General features: G+C 66.9%; 10 protein-coding genes. 5 read left to right on the forward strand and 5 right to left on the reverse strand.

Annotation, left to right across the window (positions count from 1 at the left end; genetic code table 11):
- Nucleotide 1: 1 nt before the first annotated feature.
- The 4 genes from ATE64_RS15300 to ATE64_RS15315 form a co-directional block, all read right to left on the reverse strand.
- Entirely contained in the window at nt 2-8647 is an 8646-nt protein-coding gene (locus ATE64_RS15300) for a DUF5801 repeats-in-toxin domain-containing protein (RefSeq protein ID WP_058457065.1), read from the reverse strand.
- 515 nt (nt 8648-9162) lie between these two features.
- The gene (locus ATE64_RS15305) at nt 9163-10146 is read right to left on the reverse strand and encodes a M23 family metallopeptidase (protein WP_058457066.1); all 984 of its coding nucleotides are present in this window, start codon (nt 10144-10146) and stop codon (nt 9163-9165) included.
- 457 nt (nt 10147-10603) lie between these two features.
- Entirely contained in the window at nt 10604-12823 is a 2220-nt protein-coding gene (locus ATE64_RS15310) for a calcium-binding protein (protein ID WP_197410187.1), read from the reverse strand.
- A gap of 238 nt (nt 12824-13061) precedes the next feature.
- Entirely contained in the window at nt 13062-14672 is a 1611-nt protein-coding gene (locus tag ATE64_RS15315; protein ID WP_058457068.1) for a TolC family protein, read from the reverse strand.
- Between the two features lie 359 nt (nt 14673-15031).
- On the opposite strand from ATE64_RS15315, the gene ATE64_RS15320 reads away from it, so the two are divergent.
- The 5 genes from ATE64_RS15320 to ATE64_RS15345 all read left to right on the forward strand — a co-directional run bounded on the left by ATE64_RS15320 (nt 15032) and on the right by ATE64_RS15345 (nt 22400).
- Complete coding sequence (locus ATE64_RS15320) at nt 15032-16225, forward strand: hypothetical protein (protein ID WP_058457069.1); 1194 nt, start codon at nt 15032-15034, stop codon at nt 16223-16225.
- Nucleotide 16226: 1 nt separating this feature from the next.
- Nucleotides 16227-18014 (forward strand): type I secretion system permease/ATPase, encoded by a 1788-nt coding sequence (locus ATE64_RS15325; protein WP_058457070.1) that lies wholly within the window; start codon nt 16227-16229, stop codon nt 18012-18014.
- On the forward strand, nt 18011-19375 hold the full coding sequence (locus ATE64_RS15330) for an HlyD family type I secretion periplasmic adaptor subunit (protein WP_058457071.1): 1365 nt from the start codon (nt 18011-18013) through the stop codon (nt 19373-19375). The genes ATE64_RS15325 and ATE64_RS15330 overlap by 4 nt, the downstream gene beginning before the upstream one ends.
- A 97-nt stretch (nt 19376-19472) precedes the next feature.
- The gene (locus ATE64_RS15335) at nt 19473-21500 is read left to right on the forward strand and encodes a BamA/TamA family outer membrane protein (RefSeq protein ID WP_058800382.1); all 2028 of its coding nucleotides are present in this window, start codon (nt 19473-19475) and stop codon (nt 21498-21500) included.
- Nucleotides 21501-21716: 216 nt separating this feature from the next.
- Entirely contained in the window at nt 21717-22400 is a 684-nt protein-coding gene (locus tag ATE64_RS15345) for a ThuA domain-containing protein (protein WP_058801291.1), read from the forward strand.
- Here the strand turns inward: ATE64_RS15345 and ATE64_RS15350 are convergent.
- A complete protein-coding gene (locus ATE64_RS15350) occupies nt 22397-23305 on the reverse strand; it encodes an arylamine N-acetyltransferase (protein ID WP_231729113.1) in 909 nt (302 codons plus the stop codon). The two genes, ATE64_RS15345 and ATE64_RS15350, sit on opposite strands and share 4 nt — an antisense overlap.
- Between the last annotated feature and the right edge of the window lie 2 nt (nt 23306-23307).

Raw genomic sequence — 23307 nt, forward strand, 5'->3', positions numbered from 1 at the left:
GTCACGCGTGAACCGCCGCCGCCTGTTCGAGTTGCGCGGCGATATGCTGTTCGGCGAGACCCGCCATGAAGCCGTGCCCGGCACCCATCGCCCCACCATCGCCGAGCAACCCGTCGGTTGCACTCGCGAGCACGGGCACCTGCGGCAGCGCCTCGTTCGACGCCGGCGCCGCGCCGAGCAGCGCATCGAGATCGACCTGCGGCCCTTCGAGCGCTCCGGCGACGATCGCCTTGACGTCGTGCGCGGCCCCGTCGGCGGGAACGATCTGCGCCGGCGTCAGCACCAGGACCTGATCGACTGACGGCGCCGCATCGGGCTTGGGCGCCGCAGCCTCGGCGCGATCGATGTGCGTCTCTTCGAGCAGGCTCGCATAGCTGCGCTCGGGCGCCGGATCGGCGGCATGGCCGGTCGCGTCATTGTCTTCGCCGCCACGGTCGATCGCTTGCCGCGTCGGGGCGTCGTTATGGTGGCGGTCGCTGCCCGATTCATCCGATGCCAGATGCGAGGAGAGGTCGGCCCTGCTCGCCGGTTCGACGTCCTGCTGTTGCGAAGCGGCGCTCGTCGTCGCCTCGACCGCGAGGGTCGCCGCGACCGATTGTTCCGCCGGAGCAGATGCAGGCTCTTCGGCGGCGAGCGGGGTCGCCGCAGCGAGTCCGGCGACGAGCATCGCGGTCGACAGCCCCGCCGCGCTCCGCTGCTGGTCGGCGACGAAATTCGTCGCAAAGGCGGCGTCGGCGAGCTTGCCGGAGCTGCCGTCGGCGCGGGTATAGGTCGCCTCCCCGCGCACGACGACCTGGCCGTCCGCAGCCGTGTAGCCACGATTGTCGGAGACCAGCGCTATGCTGATGATCCCGGCATCGATCAGCGAGCGATACTCGCCGGGATCGGTCACGCCATTGCCATTGGCGTCCTGCCAGACGCCGAACTTCGCGAAATCCTTGTCTGCCGCGTCGAGCCTGCCATCGCCGTTGCTGTCATAGGCGGCAGCGAGTCCCTGCAGGTCGGACAATCCCTTGCCACCGAAAACCAGTTCCGACCCGTTGTTGACCTTGCCGTCCCCATTCTTGTCGATCGCGAGCAGCGCATCGTCGCGGCCGACCCATGCGGTCGTCTCCGCCACCCCGTCACCGTCATAGTCGAAGCGGACCGCCGCGTCGGACGACACGAACTCGATCCCGTCGCCATCGAGGTCAAGCGCGACCGGCGGCGCCAGCGCGTTGATCGTGATCGACAGGTTCGCCGTCGCGGTGTCGCCATCGCGGTCGGTCAGCACATAGGAAAAGACCTCGGTCGCGGTGACGGTGATCGGCGTCGGCGGCTGGTAGGTATATTGGCCGGTCGCAAAGTTGAGCGTCAGCGTGCCGCCCATCGGCGTAGCCACGGCATTGAGGCTGGTGCCGGCGATCGACCCGCCGGTCGACACCGATATGCTCGATGCGCCGTCCCAGCTGTAGGTGGTCGTCCCGACCGTGATCGACAGCAGGCGGCCGCCGTCGGCGCCGAACGCATCGTTGGTATCGAGATCGCCCACCACCGCCGACGGCACGATGACCGACAGCAAGGTGCCGACCAGGTCCTGGAAATCGTCGACGAGGATCGGCTGGTTGTTCGGCGCGTCATTGAGGTCGACGTCGCGCAGCCGCTGGATGTTGAGCGGCTGGAGCGGGTTGTTGTCGATCCCGATCGCGGTGACGTTGATGTGATTATTGTCGACGAAGCTGTTCCACGCCGACGCGGTCGATGCGGCGAGCGAATTGATGACCTGCGGCGGGATGCCGCCGAACTGCACCCCCTGGTTCGGGTTGCCGTCGCTCAGGAAGAAGACCTGGTTGCTGGCGCCCGAGATCGCCGTGAAATTGGCGAGCGCGGTCTGGATCGCGCCGGTATAGTTGGTGTTGAGCCCGATTTCCTCGTTCGACGGACGTTCGCCGCCCGCCGCCGGGTTGAGCGAGTCGAGATAGGCGTTCGCATCGGCAGCGCTCGCGAAGGAGGGCGAGGCGAAGGAGCCCGACGAGAAGATCACGAAGCGGATCGTCATCACGCCCGATGCCGCGTTGTCGAGCTGGCTGAGCGCGCCCTGCACCGCGCTGATCATCGTGTTCAGCTCGCCATTGTCGATGCTGTCGCTGAAATCGAGGATGAAGAGCGTGTTCACATCCTGCGTCGGCTGCGAAGTCGATCCGGCCTCGCCGACCGCGTTCGGCGCATCATCCTCGATCACGACCTGGATCGCCGCCGCGTTGGTCGTCGTCGTGGTGCCGTCGGACACCGACACCGGAACCGAGAAATTCTTGAGATCCTCCAGCGCAACGGTCGGATGGTCGACCGCGTTCGACAGCGTCACCGTATAGGCGCCGTTCGGCGCCAGCGTGACGCGGATGATTTCCGCCCCGCCGGCCGAACCGATCAGCGTTCCGGTGCCGACGCCCGTCCAGGTCACCGGCACCCCGCCCGCGGTCAGCACCGCGCCGGGATCGCCCAGCGTCGCGGTCAGCGTCTCGCCCGCATCGGCGTCGCCGATCGCGAGCGTCCCGCTGGCTGTTGTGCTGTTCGTGGTATCAAGCGTCGCATCAGGCAGCGCATCGGGCACCCCGCCAGCCAACCCTTCTTCCGACACGCGCGCGATCGCAGTGCCGATCGTCGGCGCATCGTTGGTCCCGAACACGGTGACCGACAGCGTCGAGGCGACCGAAAGCGCGCCGTCGCTGATCATATAGGTGAAGGTATCGACCAGCGTCTGGCCCGCGTCGAGCGCGTTGACCGCCGCCTTGTCCTCGTCGAGCGTGTAGGTGTAGCTGCCGTCGGCGGCGATCACCAGCGTGCCATAAAGGCCGACATAGGTGCCTGCCGAGGTGACGGTGATCGGCTCGAGGTCGGGGTCATTGTCGGCGACGTCGGCGAAGAGGCCGAAGGGCGCGCCGGGATGCGCGATATCCTGCAGCACATTGCCGGTGGCGCTCGGATCCGACCCGCTCGGTCCGTCGAGCACCCAGTTGGTGTCGGCGCGCGCGACGGGAAAGTCGTTGGCGCCGGTGATCGTGATCGTGATTGTCGCGGTCGAGCTGTCGCCGTCGGCGTCCTGCACGGTGTAGTGGAAGGTTTCGGTCAGCGTCTCGTTCGCGCCGAGCGCGATGACCGCCGGGTCGGCCGGGTCGAGATCGTAATGATAGCCGCCGTCGGCAGCGATGGTGATCGCACCATAGTCGCCCGCCAGCGCCGCGCCGATCGATCCCGTCGTCGCGCCGAAGGCGACCCCCGTGACATGCAGCCCGCCATCGGCGCCCGCAGTGTCGGCCGACCCGTCCATGCCATTCTCGTCGGTGCCACCGATCCCGGTCAATACATTGCCGTCAGCGAAATTCTGGCCGTCGCGCGCGACATTGTCCTCGTCATGGACGGCAAGCGGGGCGTCGTCGCGGATCGCGAACTGGCCGGTGATGTCCGCGGTCGTCCGCGCCGTGTCGCCGTCGCCATCGGTGACGATCGCGGTCAGCGTGATCCGGTTGCTGCCCGCGAGGAACAGCGCCTGGTCGGGGCCACTGTCGGGCGTATGAAGTACCGCGCGCGACTGGTCGAAGGTGACGAGGCCGCCGGGGCCGACCGAAATGCGGAACACCTCGTGCGACGCGGTGCGGCCATAGACGACGCCGCCGACGATCGAGAGGATCACCGGCTCGCCGGTCAGCGAATCGATCAGCCCGCTCGGTCCGGCGGTCACCCCCAGCTCATAGGCGGTGGTGCCGGGGCCGTCGGCGCCGAAATCGGTCGTCGGTGCGAACAGGCTCGACAAGTCGGCCGTCGTATCCACGGCGAGATTGCTCTCGTCGAGCTCCAGCACCGGCGCGCTGCCGCCTGCAGAGACGGTCGGACCATCGTCTGCAAAGCGGATGTTGCCGCCAAGGTCGACGGCGACCGTGTCCGATACGCTGTCGCCATCGCGGTCGGTGATCGTCGCGGTGCCGCGCAGCTCGATCAGATTTGCGCCCAGCTCGACGAGCTGCGCCGCATAGTCGGCCGGAGACCCCGGCAACGGATGGTCGATTTCGGCGAACTGGGTGAGTGTGACGATGCCCGTCGCCGCATTCACCGACACGGAAAAGACCGGCGTGCCGCCCGCGCTGCCCACAATCTGTCCGGATACAAGGGCAAGCGTGACCGGCACGCCATTGCTGGTCAGGGCGGTGGTCGCAGCCGCCGTGCCCAGCGCAAGCGCATAACTCCATGTGACCTGACCCGCCCCGGCGGGGCCGTCGGCGCCGAATTGCACCGACGCTGCCGAGAAAGCCGATGACAGGTCTGCGGTCGCGGTGTCGAAGGCCGCGCCGCGCGTGTCGGCATCCTGCGTGGTGAGCAGGATGCTGTTCGTGTCGACATTCGTCGCGTCGATCGACGGGCCATCATCGCGAAACGCCAGCGTGTTGCCGACGAATGCGATCGCCGACGCCTGGTCGCCATCGCCGTCGGTGACGGTGGCGACGAGGCGGATCAGCGTCGACGACAGCGTTGCGATATCGTCGGGATTGGTCGCATCGCCATGTTTGATCGCGCGCATCTGGTCGAGCGTCGCCTGCCCGTTGGCGTCGATCGTCAGCCGGAAGGCGACGGTCGAGAGCGAGTCCTGCAAGCGCCCTTCGACGACATTGCCGTTCGCCTGCAGGATGATCTTCGACCCCGTCGCGACATCGACCAGCCCCGAAGCGGTCGTGACCTCGAAGGCATAGCTGACCTTGCTTCCCGCGGCGTCGGCGCCGGTAACGACGTGGAAGAAAATCGCGAAATTGGCGGTCGCGTCGGCCGCAAGATTGGTCTCGTCGACCATCAGCGCGCCGGTGGAAGAGGTCACCGCCATGATCGAGGGAACATCGTCGGACACCGAAAGATCGACCGTGCCCGCCACCTTGTCGCCGTCGGCGTCGGTGGCGATCACCTCGACCGAGCCCAGTTCGGCAAGGTCGTCGGCGAACGTGTCGGGGTGCATGCCGTAGTTGGACTCGAGCGTCATCGTGACGGTCGCGACATTCCCCGCGACGCTGAGGTCGAGGATGACGACGACATTGTCGTCCGCATCGCGGCCGATGATCTGCGTATCCGACTCGAGCGTCCAGATCAGCCCGCCGTCGAGGCCCGAGGGATCGCCGAAGCCGATCGACGCGATCGCATCGGAGCCCGGCGTGAACGCGATCTGACCGCTTGCGGTCACCGGCTGGAAAATCGACGGTGTCGATCCGGTCGTCAGATGCTGGTCGTCGACGGTCAGGCTGATCGGCGCGCCGACCTTTGGCTCCGTGCCGTCCGCAAGGCGGATCTGCTGCAGCGCCGAGGACTGGTCGCCATCGCCATCGGTGATCGTATAGGTGAAATCGGCCGCGATGGGGAACTGGCTCGTCTGGGTGACGGGATCGAAAGTCCACGCGCCATCGGCACTGAAAGTATAGGTGCCGTTCGCGTTGGTATAGCTCGTCGTTCCGCTCGCCGCGACTGTCACCGCCACGCCGCCGATCGTCACTCCGGTCACCACCGCGCCGTCAGCGCCCCGCGTGTCGTTCGCCAGCAGATTGCCCGAAATCGGCGGCGCATCCTCGGCGACCGTGATCGACGGCGCCGACCGCGCGACCGGATTGTCGTCGAGCACGCGAACGTCGAGGCTCGCCGTCGACGTCGTTCCGTCGCTGTCGGTGATCGCCACCGCGAAGCTATCGGTCAGCGATACCCCGTTGGCGCCGCTGTGCAGCAGGCTGTTGTCGACCAGTTCGTAACTGTAGCCGATCGTGCCGCCGATGATGTCGCCGGCATTGTCGTAGACGGGTTCGAAATCGGTGATCGTCAGGATACCGAGCGCAGTGCCGATCGACGTGCCGACGATGATGTCGCCGTCGAAGAGCGGCTCGCCGCCGACGGTCAGCGCCGCGATGCCGTCGGGCGCGTCGAAGCTGAAGCTGCCGGTGCGGACCAGGGCATCGCTGTTCGGGTCAGACCCGTCGGCGAGATTGGTCTCCGACACGGTGACTTCGCCGCCATCGGCATTCAGGCCGGTGAAGCTGATCCCGTCGTCGCGGCCGCGGATCGTGATCGTCAGCGTTGCGGTCGCTTCGTCGCCATCGCTGTCGGTGATGACATAGTCGAAGGTTTCGGTAAGTTCCTCGTTTCCGCCCAGCCCCGCGACATCGGCGTTTTCGGGATCGACGACATAAAGGTAGCTGCCGTCGGACGCGATCTCGAGCGTGCCATAGGCGCCAAGGGTCTGGCCGTCGACAGCGCCGGTCTCGCCGCCGAACGATACCGCCGTGACGGTCGCACCATCGGCGCCCTGCACGTCGGCGGCGCCATCGGTGGCATTCGCATCGTCGCCGCCGATGCCCGTGAGCACATTGCCGTCGGCACCCTGTTCGCTGCCCGCATCGACCGCGTCGACATCGTCGATCGCGGTCGGGACATCGTCGATGATCGCGATTTCGAGCGACGCATTCGCGCTGTCGCCGTCGCTGTCGCTGACGGTGATGCCGAAGCTGTCGGTCGCATCGTCGCCATAGCTCGCCGTGGTCAGCGCATAGGTGTAGCCGATCGCCGTCGGGCTGAGGCTCGTGATGGTGAGCGTCCCGAAGCTGCCCTCGATCGCCTGCCCGACTGCCGTGACCTCGATCCCGTTGATCCGGATCGTCCCGAGCCCGTCGGGGGCCGAGATCGCGATCGAACCGCTGGTCGCGGCACCGCCGCTATCGGGGGCTGATCCGCCGGGCAGGCCCGCCTCGGCAACCGTCAGGCCGTCGTCCGAGCCGCTCGGTACGCGAATCCGGACCCCGCTGTCGGCGATGTTGATCGTCAGCGTCGCGGTCGTGCTGTCGCCATCGCCATCGGTCAGACGATAGGTGAAGACATCGGCGACGCCGCCCGGCGCCTCGGGATCGCGGGCATAGCTGTAGCTGCCGTCGACATTGAGAGTCAGGACGCCATAGAGTCCCGCGACCGGCGTTCCCGCGGGCACCGGATCGCCGCTGCCGGTCACGAACGACACCAGCGCGCCATCGGCGCCGACGGTGTCCCGGCCGCCGTCATTTTCGGCGTCGGTGATCACATTGCCCGTCGCCGTGTCGCTGCCGCTGACGATCGTGTCGAAATCGGCGATCGCGATCGGCGCATCGTCGATGATGTCGATTTCGAAACTCGCCGAGACCGCATCGCCATCGATGTCGGTGATTCCGACCGTAATCGTCTGCGACGCCGGATCGCCGATCACATTGTCCTCAAGCGCGAAGGCATATTCGATCGAATCGGGGTTGATCGCGACAATGTAGAAGGTGCCCGTAGGCAGCGCGATCGCCTGTCCCTCTTCGGTCACTGCAATCCCGTTGATCGTGATCGCCGCCGGGCCGTCGGCCGCCCCGAACTGGATCGTGCCGAAGCTGAAATAGGAATCGTCGCCGGTGCTCGATCCGGCCGGCTCGCCGGGACGCTCGGGTAGCCCCGCCTCGTTGACGAAGGTGCCTTCACCCCCCGCGACCGGAACCGCCAGCGTCGGCGTGCTGTCGGCGATGTTGATCGTCAACGTCGCGGTCGATGTGTCGCCGTCGCCGTCGGTCAGGCGATAGACGAATGTGTCGGAGACGCCACCCGGCGTCCCCGGATTTCGGACATAGACATAGCGGCCGTCGGTGGTGATCAACAGCCGACCATATTGGCCCTCGATCGGCGCCCCCGGCGCCAGGAAGTCCGTCCCCGCCTCGGTCCGGATGCCGGTGACGAGCCCCCCATCGGCGCCCAGCGTGTCGGCGCCGGCCGCGCCGCTGGTGGTGCCCTCGCCGGTGATGACATTACCGGCAGCCGGATTGCGGGTGCCGGCTTCGGTATCGTCGACGTCGGGACGCGCGATCGCCGCATCGTCGGCGATCGTCAGCGTCAGCGTTGCCGTGTCGACGTCGCCGTCGGCATCGGTCACCGTCACCGTCACGACATCACGCGCGTCGGGAACGGTCGCATTGTCGGTCAGCACGTAGCTGTAGCCGATCGCATCGGGCGTAATGCTGGTGATGGTGATCTGGCCGTAGGTCGTGGCGACGGTCTGGCCGACCGCGGTGATCACCGTACCGTTGACCGATACACTGCTCGGCTGGTCGAGCGCGGTGATCTGGATCGTGCCGGTGATCGTTTCCTGCCCCGACGCCTCGTCCGATCCCGGCGGTTCGGTGCCGCGCGCAGGCAGCGCAGCCTCCGACACCGTCGCGGTCGCGTCGGCGGCACCGGCCGGCTGATCGGGGGTAATGATGACGATATCGGGCTTGTTGTCGATCGCGTCGGGAATGATTTCGCGCGCCTGTCGATCGGGCAGGCCGAAGTCGGTCGGCGGCAGCAAATTGCCGATCGCGAAGGGGTCGCCGATGTCACCCGGAGTCTGGGCGAAATTTCCGCCCGAGCTTTGCAGCGTTCCCGCCGCGGGCTCGGGCTCCTGCGTCGCGATCAGCGCCGCGATCGTCGGCGCGGGAATATTGATCGGGCCAATCCGGAACTGCGGGATATGCAGCGCGCCGTCAACGATCAGCAGAACCTGCCCGTCGGGCAGGGTGATCACAAGGTCGTTGCCCGAAAGCCTGATGGCGTCGAGCCGCGTTCCCGGCGGCAGCTGGACAACGTCATTGGCGGGCACAATACGCATCGCGCCCGCCGGAACGGCCCTTGCGGTACCAGCCACCTCCTCGGGTCGCTGAATTGCCTGTCGCTCCATCGCCTTTCGGCCCCCCTGCACTTCATCCCCCGCCCCGACGTCCGGCGAAGACCTGTACGGAGGTCACACCGGACTAAGGCGAGCGGCATCGCGTTCGCGCCAGATGGCCGTCCGAATGCGCAATGTTCGCTTTTGTGATCTGCTAGGTTCTCTTTGGCGACCGATGCCCGTGCGTCATCACTGACCCGGGAAATACAGACCCAGGTCACTGATTCTGCAATGGCAATTTTCGGTATGCGGCCCTATACTTTCGGGTAGATCGAATAACTTAAGGGTTAAAACTTCCTTAATCTTCACAGATATGGACATCAGGAAACGTCAAAAACGGGACACTTCGTCTTAAAGGCGAATTTTCTCGGGCAATTTAGATCAAATTGGCGAAATAGTTATGGTTTATTCTCCAATTTGATGAAGACTATACTTGAATTTTCAAGTACGCCTCCACCTTATTCGATCACGCCTTCAACGTCGAACTCCGCGACGATATCCGACCCGCGCCGCAGGATATAGCGCCCGCTATACTGCCCTGCCGGCCAGCCGCCGGGCGGTGCGCGCTTGCCGCTATAGGCGAACCAGCTGAGGCCGCCCCCGGCCACGACGCTCTCCTGGCTGTGCACGATCCCGCGGTCGGGGCCCGCGATGGCGAACGTCTGGCGGTCGCCCGACTTCGCACCCATCGCGTCGACCCACAGGATCAGCGGCGCATCGCGGCCCGCGAGCCGCGGGGACGGATCCCGGCCGGTGACGGCCTTTGCGGGCACGGCGGAGGCAAGGCCTGCGGCGATCACGGCCGTCGGCCGGTAACCGAGCTGCAGCGCGGCAGCGGGGGTCCAGAGGCCCGATGACGCGCCCGCCGCGGCGCAGGATGCGTCCGCGGCCCCGCCGGTGAAGGGGTCGATCGGCTGCCCGCGATGCCGGATCGCGAAATGCAGGTGCGGAAACTCGCTGTTCCCCGACAGCCCGATCAGGCCGATGCGTTCGCCCGCCGCGACGCGCTGCCCCGGGCGGACGGCGACGCTGCCGCGCTGCAAATGGCTGTACTGCGTTTCCCAGCCGTCGCCATGGTCGATCACCACGCCATTGCCCGCCTGTTTGTCGGCTGGCGCGGTACGTTCGGTCACGCTGATGTCGGGCTCCCCGTCGCGGGTGCGGAGCACCAGCCCGTCGCGCGCCGCAAGCACCGCATAGCCCGTCCGCATGTCGGCCATCGTCCGAAGCCGGATATCGATCCCGTCGTGCCCGTCGGTCGTCAGCGTCCCGCAGCGATAGTCGCTCCGCCCCGGCCCCGGATCATGATCGACCAGCTTCTGGATCAGGCAGGATTCGCCGACGCGGCAGTCGACGGGAAAGGCGAAGGCCGGCTGGTCGCCGGACGCCGACACCGCGAACAGCGCCATGGCGAAAGGAAAGGAGAGAATGGTCGCGATCATCGGGATGACATCTGCGTTGCGGCAGGGTGCCAAACCCCGCCTGCGGATGGCCCGGAGGCCCGACGCCGGCCGCCGCCCGGGGGGTCTGGGCGGCGGACACGGCTAGCCGGCCGAGGGACCGACTGAACTCGGGAACCTGCCAGAAGCCAGAGAATAGTACGGAATTCCCTCGATTTGCCGGCAGAAAATGCCGTTGACGTTTACTCTGCAAGCCCGCTTGGCCAAAGCGAGCATCTTGAGGATGATTCTGACCGCCACCCTGCAACCGGAATGGCGGAAACCCACGTTTCCCGCCATTCCCAGATGGGGACATTGGGAAATTCGATGAAAAAAAGATGGCGCCGACGCCTCGCGAGAGGGGCCGGCGCCGCGCATAAAAAGGAGGGCAGGCCGCGGCCTGCCCTCCAGTCTGCAGAGGTCCGTCGAGGAAACGGGCTCCCCGTACGAAGCCTTGTCCTCAGACGAACGTGATCATGTCATAGGACGCATTGCCCTGGCTGTACGCGTTGATCGCGGCAACCGAGTCATAGGCGCCCAGTGCAGCGAGCGCCTGGATCGGAGCCGAAGCGCCTTCCCAGAAGTCTTCGATCAGCACCGCACCGGCCGAGGTGAAGACATAGACGTCGAGCCCGTCGCCCTGGCCGTCGAAGTCGCCGGTGACGACGCCCATGTCGTTCGCCGGGTCGAAGCCCGCGTCGACATCGAACACCAGCGTGTCACGGTTCGCGAGGTTGAAGTCGCGGCCGTCACCCAGGTTGAACGGAGCACCGATCACGTCGTTGCCAAATCCCGGCGAGTTGTCGGTCGAGTCGAACTTGAACAGGTCCTTGCCTGCGCCGCCCGACATGTGATCGTCGCCTTCGCCACCGGTGATGGTGTCGTTGCCCGATTCACCTTCGAGGTTGTCATCGCCCACGCCACCATTGATGGTGTCGTTGCCGGTGTCGCCGCGAATGGTGTCGTCGCCTTCATCGCCGTTCATGTTGTCGTTGCCGAAGCCACCCGACATATAGTCGTTGCCATCGCCACCGAACATGGTGTCGTTGCCGCCACCCGGGTTGCCCAGGTTTTCGTACAGCGTGTCACCATACATGATGTCGTCACCGTCACCACCGTACATGGTGTCGTTGCCGGCATCGCCAGCGAGTTGGTCATCCCCGTCGTTGCCGCTGACAACATCGTTTCCGGCACCACCATAGATCAGGTCGTTGCCGTCATCGCCCGACAGATTGTCGGCACCGTTGTTGCCCTGGATCAGGTCGTCGTCGTCGCCACCCGAAACAACGTCGTTGCCGTTGCCGCCGGTGATGTTGTCGAAGCCCGAGCCACCCGAGATGACGTCGTTGCCTTCGTCGCCCGACAGGGTATCGTTGTCGTCATTACCTTCGATGACGTCGTCGCCTTCGTCACCGTTGATGATGTCGTCGCCGTTGCCGCCCGAGATGAAGTCGGCATCGGTGTTGGACGGATCGAGCGGATCGAAGAAGGGATCCCCGTTGCCGCGGATCACGTCGTCGCCGTCGTCGCCATACAGGTCGTCGTCGCCACCTTCGCCCCAGATCACGTCGTTGCCGCCGTCACCATGGACCAGGTCGTTGCCGTCGTTGCCGTTCAGCGTGTCATCCTCGGCACCGCCGCCGATGTCGTCGTCGTCGGCGCCGCCCTGGACGAAGTCGAGACCCGCGCCACCACGGATGTAGTCGGCCCCGGCATCGCCGTCGATTTCATCGTCGCCGTCTTCACCGAGCAAGACGTCGTCGCCTTCACCGCCGTCGAGCTGGTCGAAGCCGGTGCCGCCGAGAACAACGTCGTTGCCGTCATCGCCCCAGAGCAGGTCGTCGCCCGTGCCGCCGAGGATGGTGTCGCCGCCGCCCTGGCCAAAGACCTGGTCGTCGCCATCACCGCCCTCGATGTAATCGGCGTGGCCGTTACCCGGATTGTAGCCGCTCTGGTTGTAGGCGAAGTCCGGATCGGCCTTGCGGTTGACACCATTGTCGCCGAAAATGACGTCGTTGCCGTCGCCACCGTACAGCTGGTCGACACCGTTGCTGTTGGTGCCGCCTTCAATATAGTCGTCGCCCGTCCCACCGAGGACCACGTCGGTTTCGGTGCCGCCATAGAGGTTGTCCTGGCCGCTGCCGCCGTCGATATAGTCGTTGCCGGCATTGCCTTCGACGCGGTCATCGCCCGACTGGCCGTAAAGCGTGTCGTTGCCGGCATCGCCACGGATGTAGTCGTTGCCGCCACCGCCGTAGCCGGTGTCGTCACCCGCGCCGCCGAGCAGCGTGTCATTGCCGTCGGCCACACCATTGTCGATGCCGACATATTGGACGTTTCCGGGGCCGATGACGACGAAATCGGCCTGGTCACCGATCAGCGTGTCGTTGCCGGTACCGCCGTCGATACGGTCGTTGCCATAACGACCGATAACAGCGTCATTGCCGGCGTCGCCATAAAGGTCGTTGTCGAGGTTGTTGCCGTAGACGGTGTCGTTGCCGCCGTTGCCACGTGCGTTGTACGGCAGCGTGGCGGTCGAAACGATCGCGTTCAGATCGATGAAGTCGACCGCATTGGTGCCCAGAACCTGACCGCGGGCGGTCGGATTCTTGGCCGCAGTCGGTGCGTTCGAAGGAGTCACAGTTGGCATTTCGCTATCCTCTTCATTGTTGGGTCGCAAAGATGCGGTCTCACCGACTCGGGCGAAATCACACCCCCATGGCCCGATCCAAAGCCGAGCCATGAAGCTTGGATATGGCGGGGGCGGAGGGGGGCATATTCCTGCTTGGGGACATGGCCGAAGATTTTCCGAACTGCTTCATTTTGGGGCAGTTCTTGTGGCTGAACTGTCACGGGCACAGCACGCTCCGCGCCGTCCCGAAGGGCGGCCCGCCGCGCTGTTTCGACGCGATCCGGTACTATTTGACGCGGCGTCCGAGTGCGGATGCCGACGGCCTGCCGCCAAGCGACGCGGCCGGCGTCGCCGCCTCGCCGCCAGAAGATGGAACAGCGGGCGCCGACGCGACGGGCGCACTGCCAAGCGTCGACTGTCCAGGCCGCACAGGAGTGGCGGAGGCCTTGGCGGACGCGTCCCCGCTGGCGATGCTTTCGCCCGCAGCCGGACGCCCCAGCCCCGATGCGCCCGGCCGCGACACGGTGCCCGCCGCGCCAGCCGTGCAGCACCGCCCCTCGAGGATCGCATCGCCGTCGAGCCGGCCGATCGCCGCCAGCAACCCTGCGCGCGCGACGAATTCGTTCCGGTTGGCGCGTTCGAGCGTCACCCGCGCGGTCAGCAACTCGTTCTGCGCATCGAGCACGTCGGTGAGCGTCCGGTTGCCGCCGAGCGCCTCCTTCTTTAGGCCCTCGGCCGCTTGTTCGATCGCGGCGACCGCGGCGGTTGCGGTGACGATCGTGCTCTTCGCCGACTGCCACCGCGTCCAATAGCTCGCCACTTCCTCCGCGGCCGCACGGGTCGCGATGTCGGTCTGCGACAGGCGCTGGTCGCGGACAGCGCGTGCGCGGCCGATTTCGGCATGGTCGCGCGGCACGAAGATCGGCACCCGAACCTCGAGTCCGCCATAGAGCGAGGAGCGATCGTCGGGCAGCTTGCCGGTGAACAGGTTCGCGACCCCGCCGGCCAAGTACTCATAGCCGCCGACCGCGTCGACCTGCGGAAACAGCGCTCCCGCCGCGAACTGGACGCCGGCCTTTCCGGCCTCCGCATTAAGTCGGGCGGCGCGCAGTCGCGGCGCGTTCTCGAGCGCGATCTTCTGGGCCGAGGCAAGCGAGTCGGGCACGGGCGCGAGCGCCGGAAGCGCCGGAAGCGTCGTCGCCGACTGCCCGCTCACGGTCCGGAACTCATAGCCGTTCACGTTGAGCTCCTCGGTCGCGGCGAGGACGCCGGCCTGCGCCGTTGCGAGCCGGGCCTTCGCCAGCTCTTCATCGGTACGCGTCGCCTCTCCGAATTCCAGCTTGCGCGACGTCGCGCGCAGCTGCTCGCCGATCGCGTCGCTTTGCTGCTGCGAATATTCGAGCACCTTGCGCTGGAGATGGACGTCGGCGGCGGAGGTGAGCAGGTCGAGCAGCGTGTCCGATATGGTCGCATCGAGCCCGGCTTCGGCCGCCGCCATCTCGGCGGTCGCGATCTGCACCGAATTATAGGTGCGATTGCCGTCGTAGAAGCGCAGGCGCGCCTCGATCGCGCCGTTGGCCGACGTATATTTCGAATCGCCGCGGCCGCCATTCTTGACGTCGATCTCGCGCCGCTGGACGGTTCCGTTCGCCTCGACCGTCGGAAAGTAGCCCGCTTCTGCGGTGGCGAGTCGCGCCTTGGTGATTCGCACCTGCTGACGCTGCGCTTCGATGTCGGGATTGGTTTCGATGACAGTCTTGGCGAGCGAGGCCATCGTGCTCGATGGTGCGCGTCCCGGTGCCGGGGCCTGGGCCAGCAAAAGCGCGGGAATCGCCGCAATCGCGAGTGCGCCGGACGCGCATAGCAGGCGCGCGCTTTTGGTCGATGGTCCCTGCATTTGCCCCCTCCTGAGACATCGTCGATGCGAGCGGCGACCCCGGCTATCTCGATGGCGTGAGGATAGGCCGCGGCGGAAGGGCGGGAAACTACCCATACGGATATGTCCGAGTGGGTAATAGACTCGATCCGCCGAATCGAAATAGACAAACCCCGCTTCCTGCAGCCGTCACGGCAGGAGCGCTGTCGGCGGGTGTCCGTCCACCGACAGCCGCTGAGTAAGATGCCCAAGGCATACCGGCAAGGCGCGCGGTCCCATCCGTACGGGGCCGGCGTGCCGGACAATATGGTCGCGCGTGCATGTCCTGTTGCGGGATTTTCAACCCCCGCTCCGGGTCCAATGTCTCATGGGGGGCCATAATGTCTTCGGATGCCGAACTTTCGACTCTCTATGCCGATGCAGGCGGCGACGCTTTCCATTCCTGCGATCTCCCGTTCGAACCCGACCATGGAGAGACGATCTCGGGGCTCCGGCATGGCGTCGACGCGATGGCGAACACGCGCAAGGTCTGGCACGACTTCCTCGGCCAGTTCGACATCGGCTCGGCGATCCTGACGGTCACGCTTTCGGGCAGCGGCGCACAGCGGCACGCCTATCTGCTCGGCTTCGACCATGTCCGCGACGACGCCGATGCGACGCAGCGGCTCCTCGCTATGATGGACGACCTCTGGTCGCGCATCGGCGAGCAGCCCGTCCACCATTTCCAGATCGCGGGAACCGGCTTCGGCGCCGAACTCGGTGCGCACGGCGACCCGGCGACGGGGCTCTACGACTGCGGCGTCGCGCTCCAGATGAAGCGCGGCGGCGCCTGTATCCACGCGCTGTTTTTCCGGCAGGGCGGATCGGCCCGCTTCAGCGACCGCGACATCGCCTCGCTGCAGATGGTCGCGCCATTGCTCGCCGATTCGGCGACGCATGCTGCGCAGCTCGCACGCCAGTCGCAGCGGTCGGCGATGCTCGAAGGGATGTTCGACCGCGTCTCGCTGGCGATGGCGCTGCTCTCGGCCGACGGACGCCCGCTGTTCATCAACAGCGCCGCGACCGCGCTTCTCGGCCAGCGCAAATGGCTGATCCGGGCCGCCGACGGCGCGATCGTCGCCGCGAACCCGCAGCAGGCGAAGGAATTGCGCGAAAGCATCCGCCGCGCCGCGACCGCGTCGCAGCCGGTCGAGGATGTGTTCCGGCTCGATTGCAGCAACGGCGACTGGCGCCTCGCCTATGTCGTTTCGGCGAAATCGCGGTCGGGCGACGTCACCGCGCGCTGCGCGATGCTGATCCTGATGGGCCCGGGCAAGGTCGACGCACCGACGTCGCTGCTCGAGGCGCTGGGGCTGCTGCCGTCCGAACAGCGTTTCCTCGGCCAGTTCCTGAAATCGAGCAGCCTCGGCAACGCCGCCGAAGGGTGCGGGCTGTCGGAAGAGACCGCGCGCACCTACTTGAAGCGCGTCCGCGCCAAGCTGGGCGTGCATCGCCAGATGGAGCTTGCGGGTCTGATCTCGGGGCTCGTCCTGCCTCTTCACGCGGGCGACGGCCCGGCGCTCCGGGACTTCTGACATGGCCTTCAATGCCCTGACCGCCGCGTTCGGCCGCGAACGCTCCGGCAACCTGTTGACCGACAGCCTGCTTCCGCAGCGCGCGATCGCCGGCAAGCTCATCTTCTTCTCGATGATCACCAACCTGGCGGCGCTCGCCATGTCGTTGTTCATGATGCAGATTTTCGATCGCGTGCTGTCGAGCCAGAGCAAGGATACCCTGTTCTTCCTCGTCCTCGCGGTGACGATGGTGATCGGGCTCGGTTCGATGCTCGACGGCATCCGCCAGCAGGTCGCGAACAGGGTCGGAACCTGGCTCGCGCAGCGGCTCGGCCCATCGCTCCTCGTCCGCTCGCTCGAACAGCGGCTGATCGCGCCGAACACGCGGCTCGAGGCGCTCCGCGAACTGGCGCAGGTCAAGAATTTCATCTCGACCCCGACGGTCTTCAGCGTCGTCGATATGCTGTGGGTGCCGCTCTACCTGTTCATCGTCTTTTTGCTGCACCCGCTTTTCGGCCTGATCTCGGCGGTGGGCGCGATCACGCTGTTCGGGCTGACCTGGTACAACGAGCGCATGACCCGAAACGCGATCAGCGAGGCGCAGGCGCTTGGCGCGCGCAACATGCAATATGCCGAATCGCTCGTCCGCAACAGCGAAGCGATCGACGCCATGGGGATGGCCGACGACACCGTCGCCCACTGGGCGCACCGCTATCATGAAGAGACCAATTCGGTCGATCGCACCCAATTCCAGTCGAGCAAGATCCTCGCCTGGATGAAGTTCATCCGCAATTTCGTGCAGATCGCGCTGCTCGCCACCGGCGCGCTGCTCGTCCTCGACCAGCAGATCACCGGCGGCGCGATGATCGCCGGCTCGATCCTCATCGCACGCCTGCTCGCGCCGATCGAAGCCGCGATGAGCTATTGGAAGCAGTTCGTGCTCGCGCGCGAAAGCCTGCGCCGCCTGTCGCGCTTTTGCGACCTGCCGCGCCCGCGCCCCTCGCAAATGTCGCTTCCCAAGCCGACCGGGGCGATGGCGGTCGAACGGCTGAGCTATGCCGCGCCGGGGATGAAGGGCGCGATCCTCAAGAATGTCAGCTTCGCGATCGATGCGGGCACCGCGCTGGCGATCGTCGGTCCGTCGGCGTCGGGCAAGACGACGCTGTCGCGGCTGCTCGTCGGGGTCCTCAAGCCGAGCGCGGGGCATGTCCGCCTCGACGGGGCCGACACGTTCGACTGGATGCGCAGCGACTTCGGTCCGAACGTCGGCTACCTCCCGCAGGACGTCGAGCTGCTGCCTGGAAGCATCCGCCAGAACATCGGCCGCTTCCGTCCCGGCGCGAGTGACGCCGACGTGATCGCGGCAGCGAAGCTCGCCGATTGCCACGACATGATCCTGCAACTCGATGGCGGCTATGACTGCGTGCTGACCGACGGCGGCTACCAGCTTTCGGGCGGCCAGCGCCAGCGCGTCGGCCTGGCCCGCGCGCTGTTCGGCATGCCGCCGCTCGTCGTGCTCGACGAACCCAACGCCAGCCTCGACGCGCGCGGCGACGCGGCGCTGCTCGGCACGATCAAGAAACTGAAGGCGATGAACGTGACGACGATCATCGTCTCGCACCGATCGAACCTGCTCGAGCTTGCCGACAAGATCCTGCTGATGATCGACGGGCAGGCCGCGAAATTCGGCGACGCGCGCACCGTCGTCGAGGAAATGGCCGGGAAGCGGCGGGTGATCCAGCCGGGCGGCGCACCGGGCGGTCCGAAGGCGCCGCCGGCGATGGCAAACGAAAAGGGGATGGGGGCGTGAACATTCCGGTACGTCTCGAGGCCGGCAGCGAGGCCGGACCGCTCGCCCTCCCTGCACCGGCGGCGGATTTCAGCGCGCCGAAGGTCGGGCGGTCGATGCGCCTTGCGATGATCGCGATCGGGCTGTTCGTCGCCGCCTTCGGCATCTGGAGCTGGGCGGCACCGCTCAACAGCGCCGCCATCGCCTCGGGCTTCCTCGAAGCGGCGGGCGGCGGGCGCCGCACCGTGCAGCATCTGGAAGGCGGCATCGTCAGCAAATTCCTGGTCGTCGAGGGGCAGCAGGTCCGCGCCGGCCAGCCGCTGGTGCTGCTCGACGCGACGCAGAACGACGCGTCCGACGCCGCGCTGCGTTCGGGCTACTACGGCCTCCTCGCGCAGGACGCGCGGCTTACCGCCGAACGGCTGCGGCTCGACCGGATCAGTTACCCGGCCGAACTGCTCGCGGCCGCAAGCGATCCCGAGGTCAAGGAAATCATTGCGGCGTCGAACGCCGAATTCATTTCGCGCCGCCGCGGGCTGGCCGAGCAGTCGGCCATCCTGTCGCAGCGGATCAGCCAGGCGAACGCCGACATTCGCAGTTCGGGCGCGCAGATCGTGGCGCTTGGCGACCAGGCCAAATTGCTCGAAGAAGAGGAAATGGGCGTGAACATGCTCGTCGACGAAGGGCTGGAGCGCAAATCGCGCCTGCTCGCGCTGCAACGCCAGAAATCGGCGGTTGCCGGCGAACGCGGCAAACTGACCAACAATATGGACCGGCTGCGCGATGCTATCGGCGAAACGCAGGCGCAGATGACGTCGCTGCGCGGGCAGATGGTACTCGACGCGGCGCAGCAGCAGCGCGAGGTTCAGCTCAAGATCGCCGAGGCGCGAGAGCAGCTCAAGGTCAGCACCGACGTCCGCAGCCGCAAGCAGATCCTCGCCCCGATCGACGGACGGGTGGCGAACCTGCGGCTGATCACGCCAGGCGGCGTGCTGGGATCGGGGCAACCGATCCTCGACATCGTTCCATCGTCGGAAAAAATCGTCGTCTCGGCGCGGCTGCGCCCGACCGACATCGACATGGTTCATTCGGGGCTGAAGGCCGAGGTCCGGCTGACCCCCTATAAGGCGCGGGTTATCCCGAACCTGATCGGCACGGTGCGCGAGGTGAGCCCCGATGCGATCTACGACCAGGACGCGCACCAGCTATATTACAAGGTGATCGTCGAAATCTCTCCCGAGCAGCTTAAACGCTATCCCGACGTGCGGCTCATGTCGGGGATGCCTGCCGAAGTCTTCATCGATCTCGGGTCCAGTTCGCTGCTGCAATATCTCTTCCAGCCGATGATCGACAGCTTCAACCGATCGTTCCGGGAATCATGACCGGGGCGGCGGCAGCGGCCGGTGACTAGCCGGCCGCGAGAGGGGGGAAAAACAGTTGTGCGGTTACGGAATACTGTTCCGGGGCGTCGGCTACGCCGTGCAGGGGACTGCACTGGGAGTCGCGGCCGCGATCGGGATCGGCGATTCCGCACCGCTGGACCCGCCGCCGCGGTTCACGCCCGACCTTCCGCGTCCGTCGCCGGCGATCGATCGGCCTTCTGTCGATCCGCCCGATATCGGTGGGCTGGACGCGATTGCGCTATCGGCGACACCGACGCGCGTCGGCGCCTTCCTTTTCGAACCGGTCGGCGACCTGCAGCCGCCGCATCGCTGGCGTACTTCGGCCCCGGCCAGCCCGTCGGCGGATGCCCCGGCCGCGATAGCACCGGCGCCCGAATCCTTGGTCGACGCCTCGCGTCACGCCGCCCCGGCCTTGGTAGCACGCGATCTGCCGCTGCCTCCGGCCCCGGCCGCCACTTCCCCCGAACTCCCTGCCACGGCTTTTCTCCCCGCTGCTCTCCCTCTTCCCGCCGACATCGTCCTTGCCGCTCCGGCGGCGGCGGACAGCGTGCCTCCGGGCGCGGTGCCACCGGCCGATGCCCCCTTTGCAGCCGAACAGGAAGCGCACGCCATGGACGCGGGATTTCCGGCTTTTGACGCCGATATATCCGCCGTGTCCTGGCTCGGAGATCAGGGGGCACAGCGACAGGCGCTCGCCGCGCCACCCGACCTGGAGCGGCCCGGCGGCGAAGCCTGCCCTGAAACAGCCTGCGGGCCCGACGGCGGCCATGGCCCAAGCTCGCTGACCCCCGACAGCGCGGGCGGCGTCTCCCCGATGCATGCGCCGCTTCTCGATCTGCCGGCGGGGCATGGCGAGGGGGGCGTGACGCTCGCCGCCGCAGCGCCGCGGCCCGAGGCGTCCGAACTCGGTCAAAGCGCCCCTGCCGCCGACGCGCCGCCGCCCGAAATCGGCCCCGAGGGCAGCACGGTAGAAGGCGAGGCACAGGCCAAGGAAGTCGACCTGCTGAGCCCCGAACCGCTACCGCGTGGCGGGCTGGCGCTGTCGGGCGGCTATTCGTCGATCGAGGGGCCGGTCGGATCGATCAAGCTGTCGCGCACCAATATCAGCGGCCCCGGCCGCGACATCACCGCGCTGTTCCGCTATTCGGACATCCAGACACAGGCCGAGGTCGGTTATTCCGATGCCAATTTCATGGGCAGCCGCTTCGCCTTCGCGCCGACCCTGTTCTGGTCGCGCTCGTCGGCGATCGGTTTCGGCAGCGACAAGCAATCCTCCGAATTCCGGCAGGATGCGCGCGGCGCCAATATATTGATCGGCAAGGCGATCAAGGGCGGCTTTCGCGCGACCGCCAACTATCGATTCGCGAAAGAGAATTTCCGCATCAAGGACCAGGATACCGTCTGCGATCCGGCGCTGCTCGGCGGCGCTTTCTGCAACGCGCTCGGCCGCTCGCGCAGCTCGATCCTCAGCCTCGCGCTCAGCCTCGACCGGCGCAACAGCGCGGTCGACCCGACGCGCGGTTTCCAGGTCCGCATCGTACAGGATTTCGCCGGTCCGGGCGGCACATCGCGCTATGCCAAATGGCGCATTGGCGGCACCGCCTACGCGGGTTTGGGCAGCGACCTCGTCCTCTCGCTCGGGGTCGAGGGCGGGTTCCTGACCTCGCTGGGCGGGCGCGAGGTGCCGCTGTTCGACCGCTTCTACATCGGCGGCAACGCGATGCGCGGATTCGATCTGCGCGGCCTCGGGCCCAAGGTCGTGCCGACCGCCGCGGCGCCGGGCGAAACCACCGCGATCGGCGGCCGCGCCTATTATGTCGCGCGTTTCGAGGTGTCGGTCCGGCCGGGCGCGGGGACGAACCGCTTCGGAATCACCCCCAGCCTGTTCGTCGACGCGGGATCGGTGTTCGGCGCGCGCAAGTCCGACCTCGCGCCCGGCGAGGTGCTGATCGGCAATTCGGCGAAGCCGCGCGTTGCGGTCGGCATCGGCGTGGCGCTCAACACGCCGGGCGGCAAATTCCGGATCAATTTCGCCGAGCCGGTCGTGCGGCAGGACGGCGAGCGCTCGAAGCGCTTCTCGATTTCCTTCGGCACGGCTTTTTAGCGTCGGGACGGCCAAGGGGGCAGCTATTCGCGCAGAGCGAAGGCGTTGCACCCGGCCACCGGTATCACTAGCAAGGCGACCGCAACGGAGAGGAGACCGGGATGCCCACCGCCAAACTTGCCGCCATGCTGCTGCTGACGCTGCAGGCCGGATCGCCGCCCGGCGCCGACCTTCGACACCGTCGCGCCGACCCTGCCCGAACTGAAACACCCCGCGGTGCTGATCGTCAGCAAGACCAACGGCTATCGCCACGACAGCATCGCCCAGGCGGTGCCCGCGATCGAAAAACTGGTGAAGGCGCGCGGCTGGAGCAGCTTCGCGACCGAGAACGCCGCGGTGTTCAATCCCGAGAGCCTTGCGAAGTTCGACGTTATCGTCTTCGCCAACGCCAGCGGCGACATCTATACCCCCGAGCAGCGCGCCGCCTTTCGGGCGTTCATCGCGCGCGGCGGCGGTTTCGTCGGCCTCCACAGCGCAGGCGACGGCAGCCACCCCGACTGGTTCGTCCGGATGCGCGGCAACGGCAATTTCATCGGCCACCCAAGCGGCGCCGACCAGTTCCAGACGGCGTGGCTGAGCGTCAAGGGGCGCGGCCATCCCGCGACCTGGCACCTGCCCGAACGCTGGCGCTGGACCGACGAATATTACAGCTGGGACGCCCCGCCCGCCGCCGACGCGCATGTCGTGGCATGGCTCGACGAGGGCACGCTGCGGCTCGAGCAGAAGCTGCGGATGGGTGATGGTCATGCGCTGATCTGGTGGCGCTGCGAGGGCCGCGCGCGAATCTTCTACTCGGCGCTCGGCCACCGCGCCGAGGCATGGCGCGACCCGACGCACCTGCAGATGGTGAACGGCGCGATCGGCTGGGCGGCGCGCAAGGAAGGAACGGGCTGCAGCTAGGCTACGACCTCCGCCGTCGCCGCGCGCTCGATAACCCGGCGCCAGCCGGGTTCGGGGGTCAGCAGAAAGATCTCGCGCAGCGCCGCCTCGATCGCATCGGCCGACAGGTAGCGTTGATCGATGCCACCGTCCGCACGGCGGATCGTCAGCCGGTTGTCGCGCAGGCCGTACCGGGCCTCGTCCGTCGTCCGAGCCGCGATAAGCTGGTGGCGGAAGTGCGAGGCGGGATGCTGCGATGTGTACCAGTTGCCGACCTCGTAATCGATCGCGGGCGCCGGCGCATCTTCGAGGTCGTACAGCACGCGCCACTCGCCCGCGACTGCGGCCTCGACGCGGTGGCCGCCTCCGCGCGGCGTGAGGCGATAGGTTTCGTGCCGTGTCGGCTGCGCCGCGCCGGGCTGGTCCATTGCGAGCGGCTGCGGCGGTACCGTCGCGCCGAAACCGACGTCGACCAGCCAGGGCCGTCCGCCGAGCCGGACGCGGATGGTCATGTGGGTGCGCGGCGTCGCCGGAGCGTCGTCGGGCAGCATCCAGCGCACGCGCCCGATCAGCCCCTCGGCGTCGAAACCCAGTTCGGAGAGGACGCGAAGGAACAGCGCATTCTGCTCGAAGCAATAGCCGCCGCGCCCACGGTCGACCAGCTTTGCCTCGATCGCTTCCGGGGCAATATCGACCCCCGCGCCGGTGAGCGCGTCGAAGGATTCGAACGGAATCGCGGCCTGGTGCGCCGCCTGCAGCAGTGCGAGCCCCTCCAGCGTCGGCGCAGGCCGGCTGGCGAGCCCGATGCGTGCCAGATAGCGCGACAGGAAGGATGGCCGTCCCGCACGGTCTTCGGGGCGATCGTCGGCCGAAAGCGGCGGCTGGCTGTGGTGCAACATCGGCAAAGGCTCCTCGAAACGAATCATCT

Source organism: Sphingopyxis sp. H073 (assembly GCF_001468395.1).
In the GTDB taxonomy this organism is placed as follows: domain Bacteria; phylum Pseudomonadota; class Alphaproteobacteria; order Sphingomonadales; family Sphingomonadaceae; genus Sphingopyxis.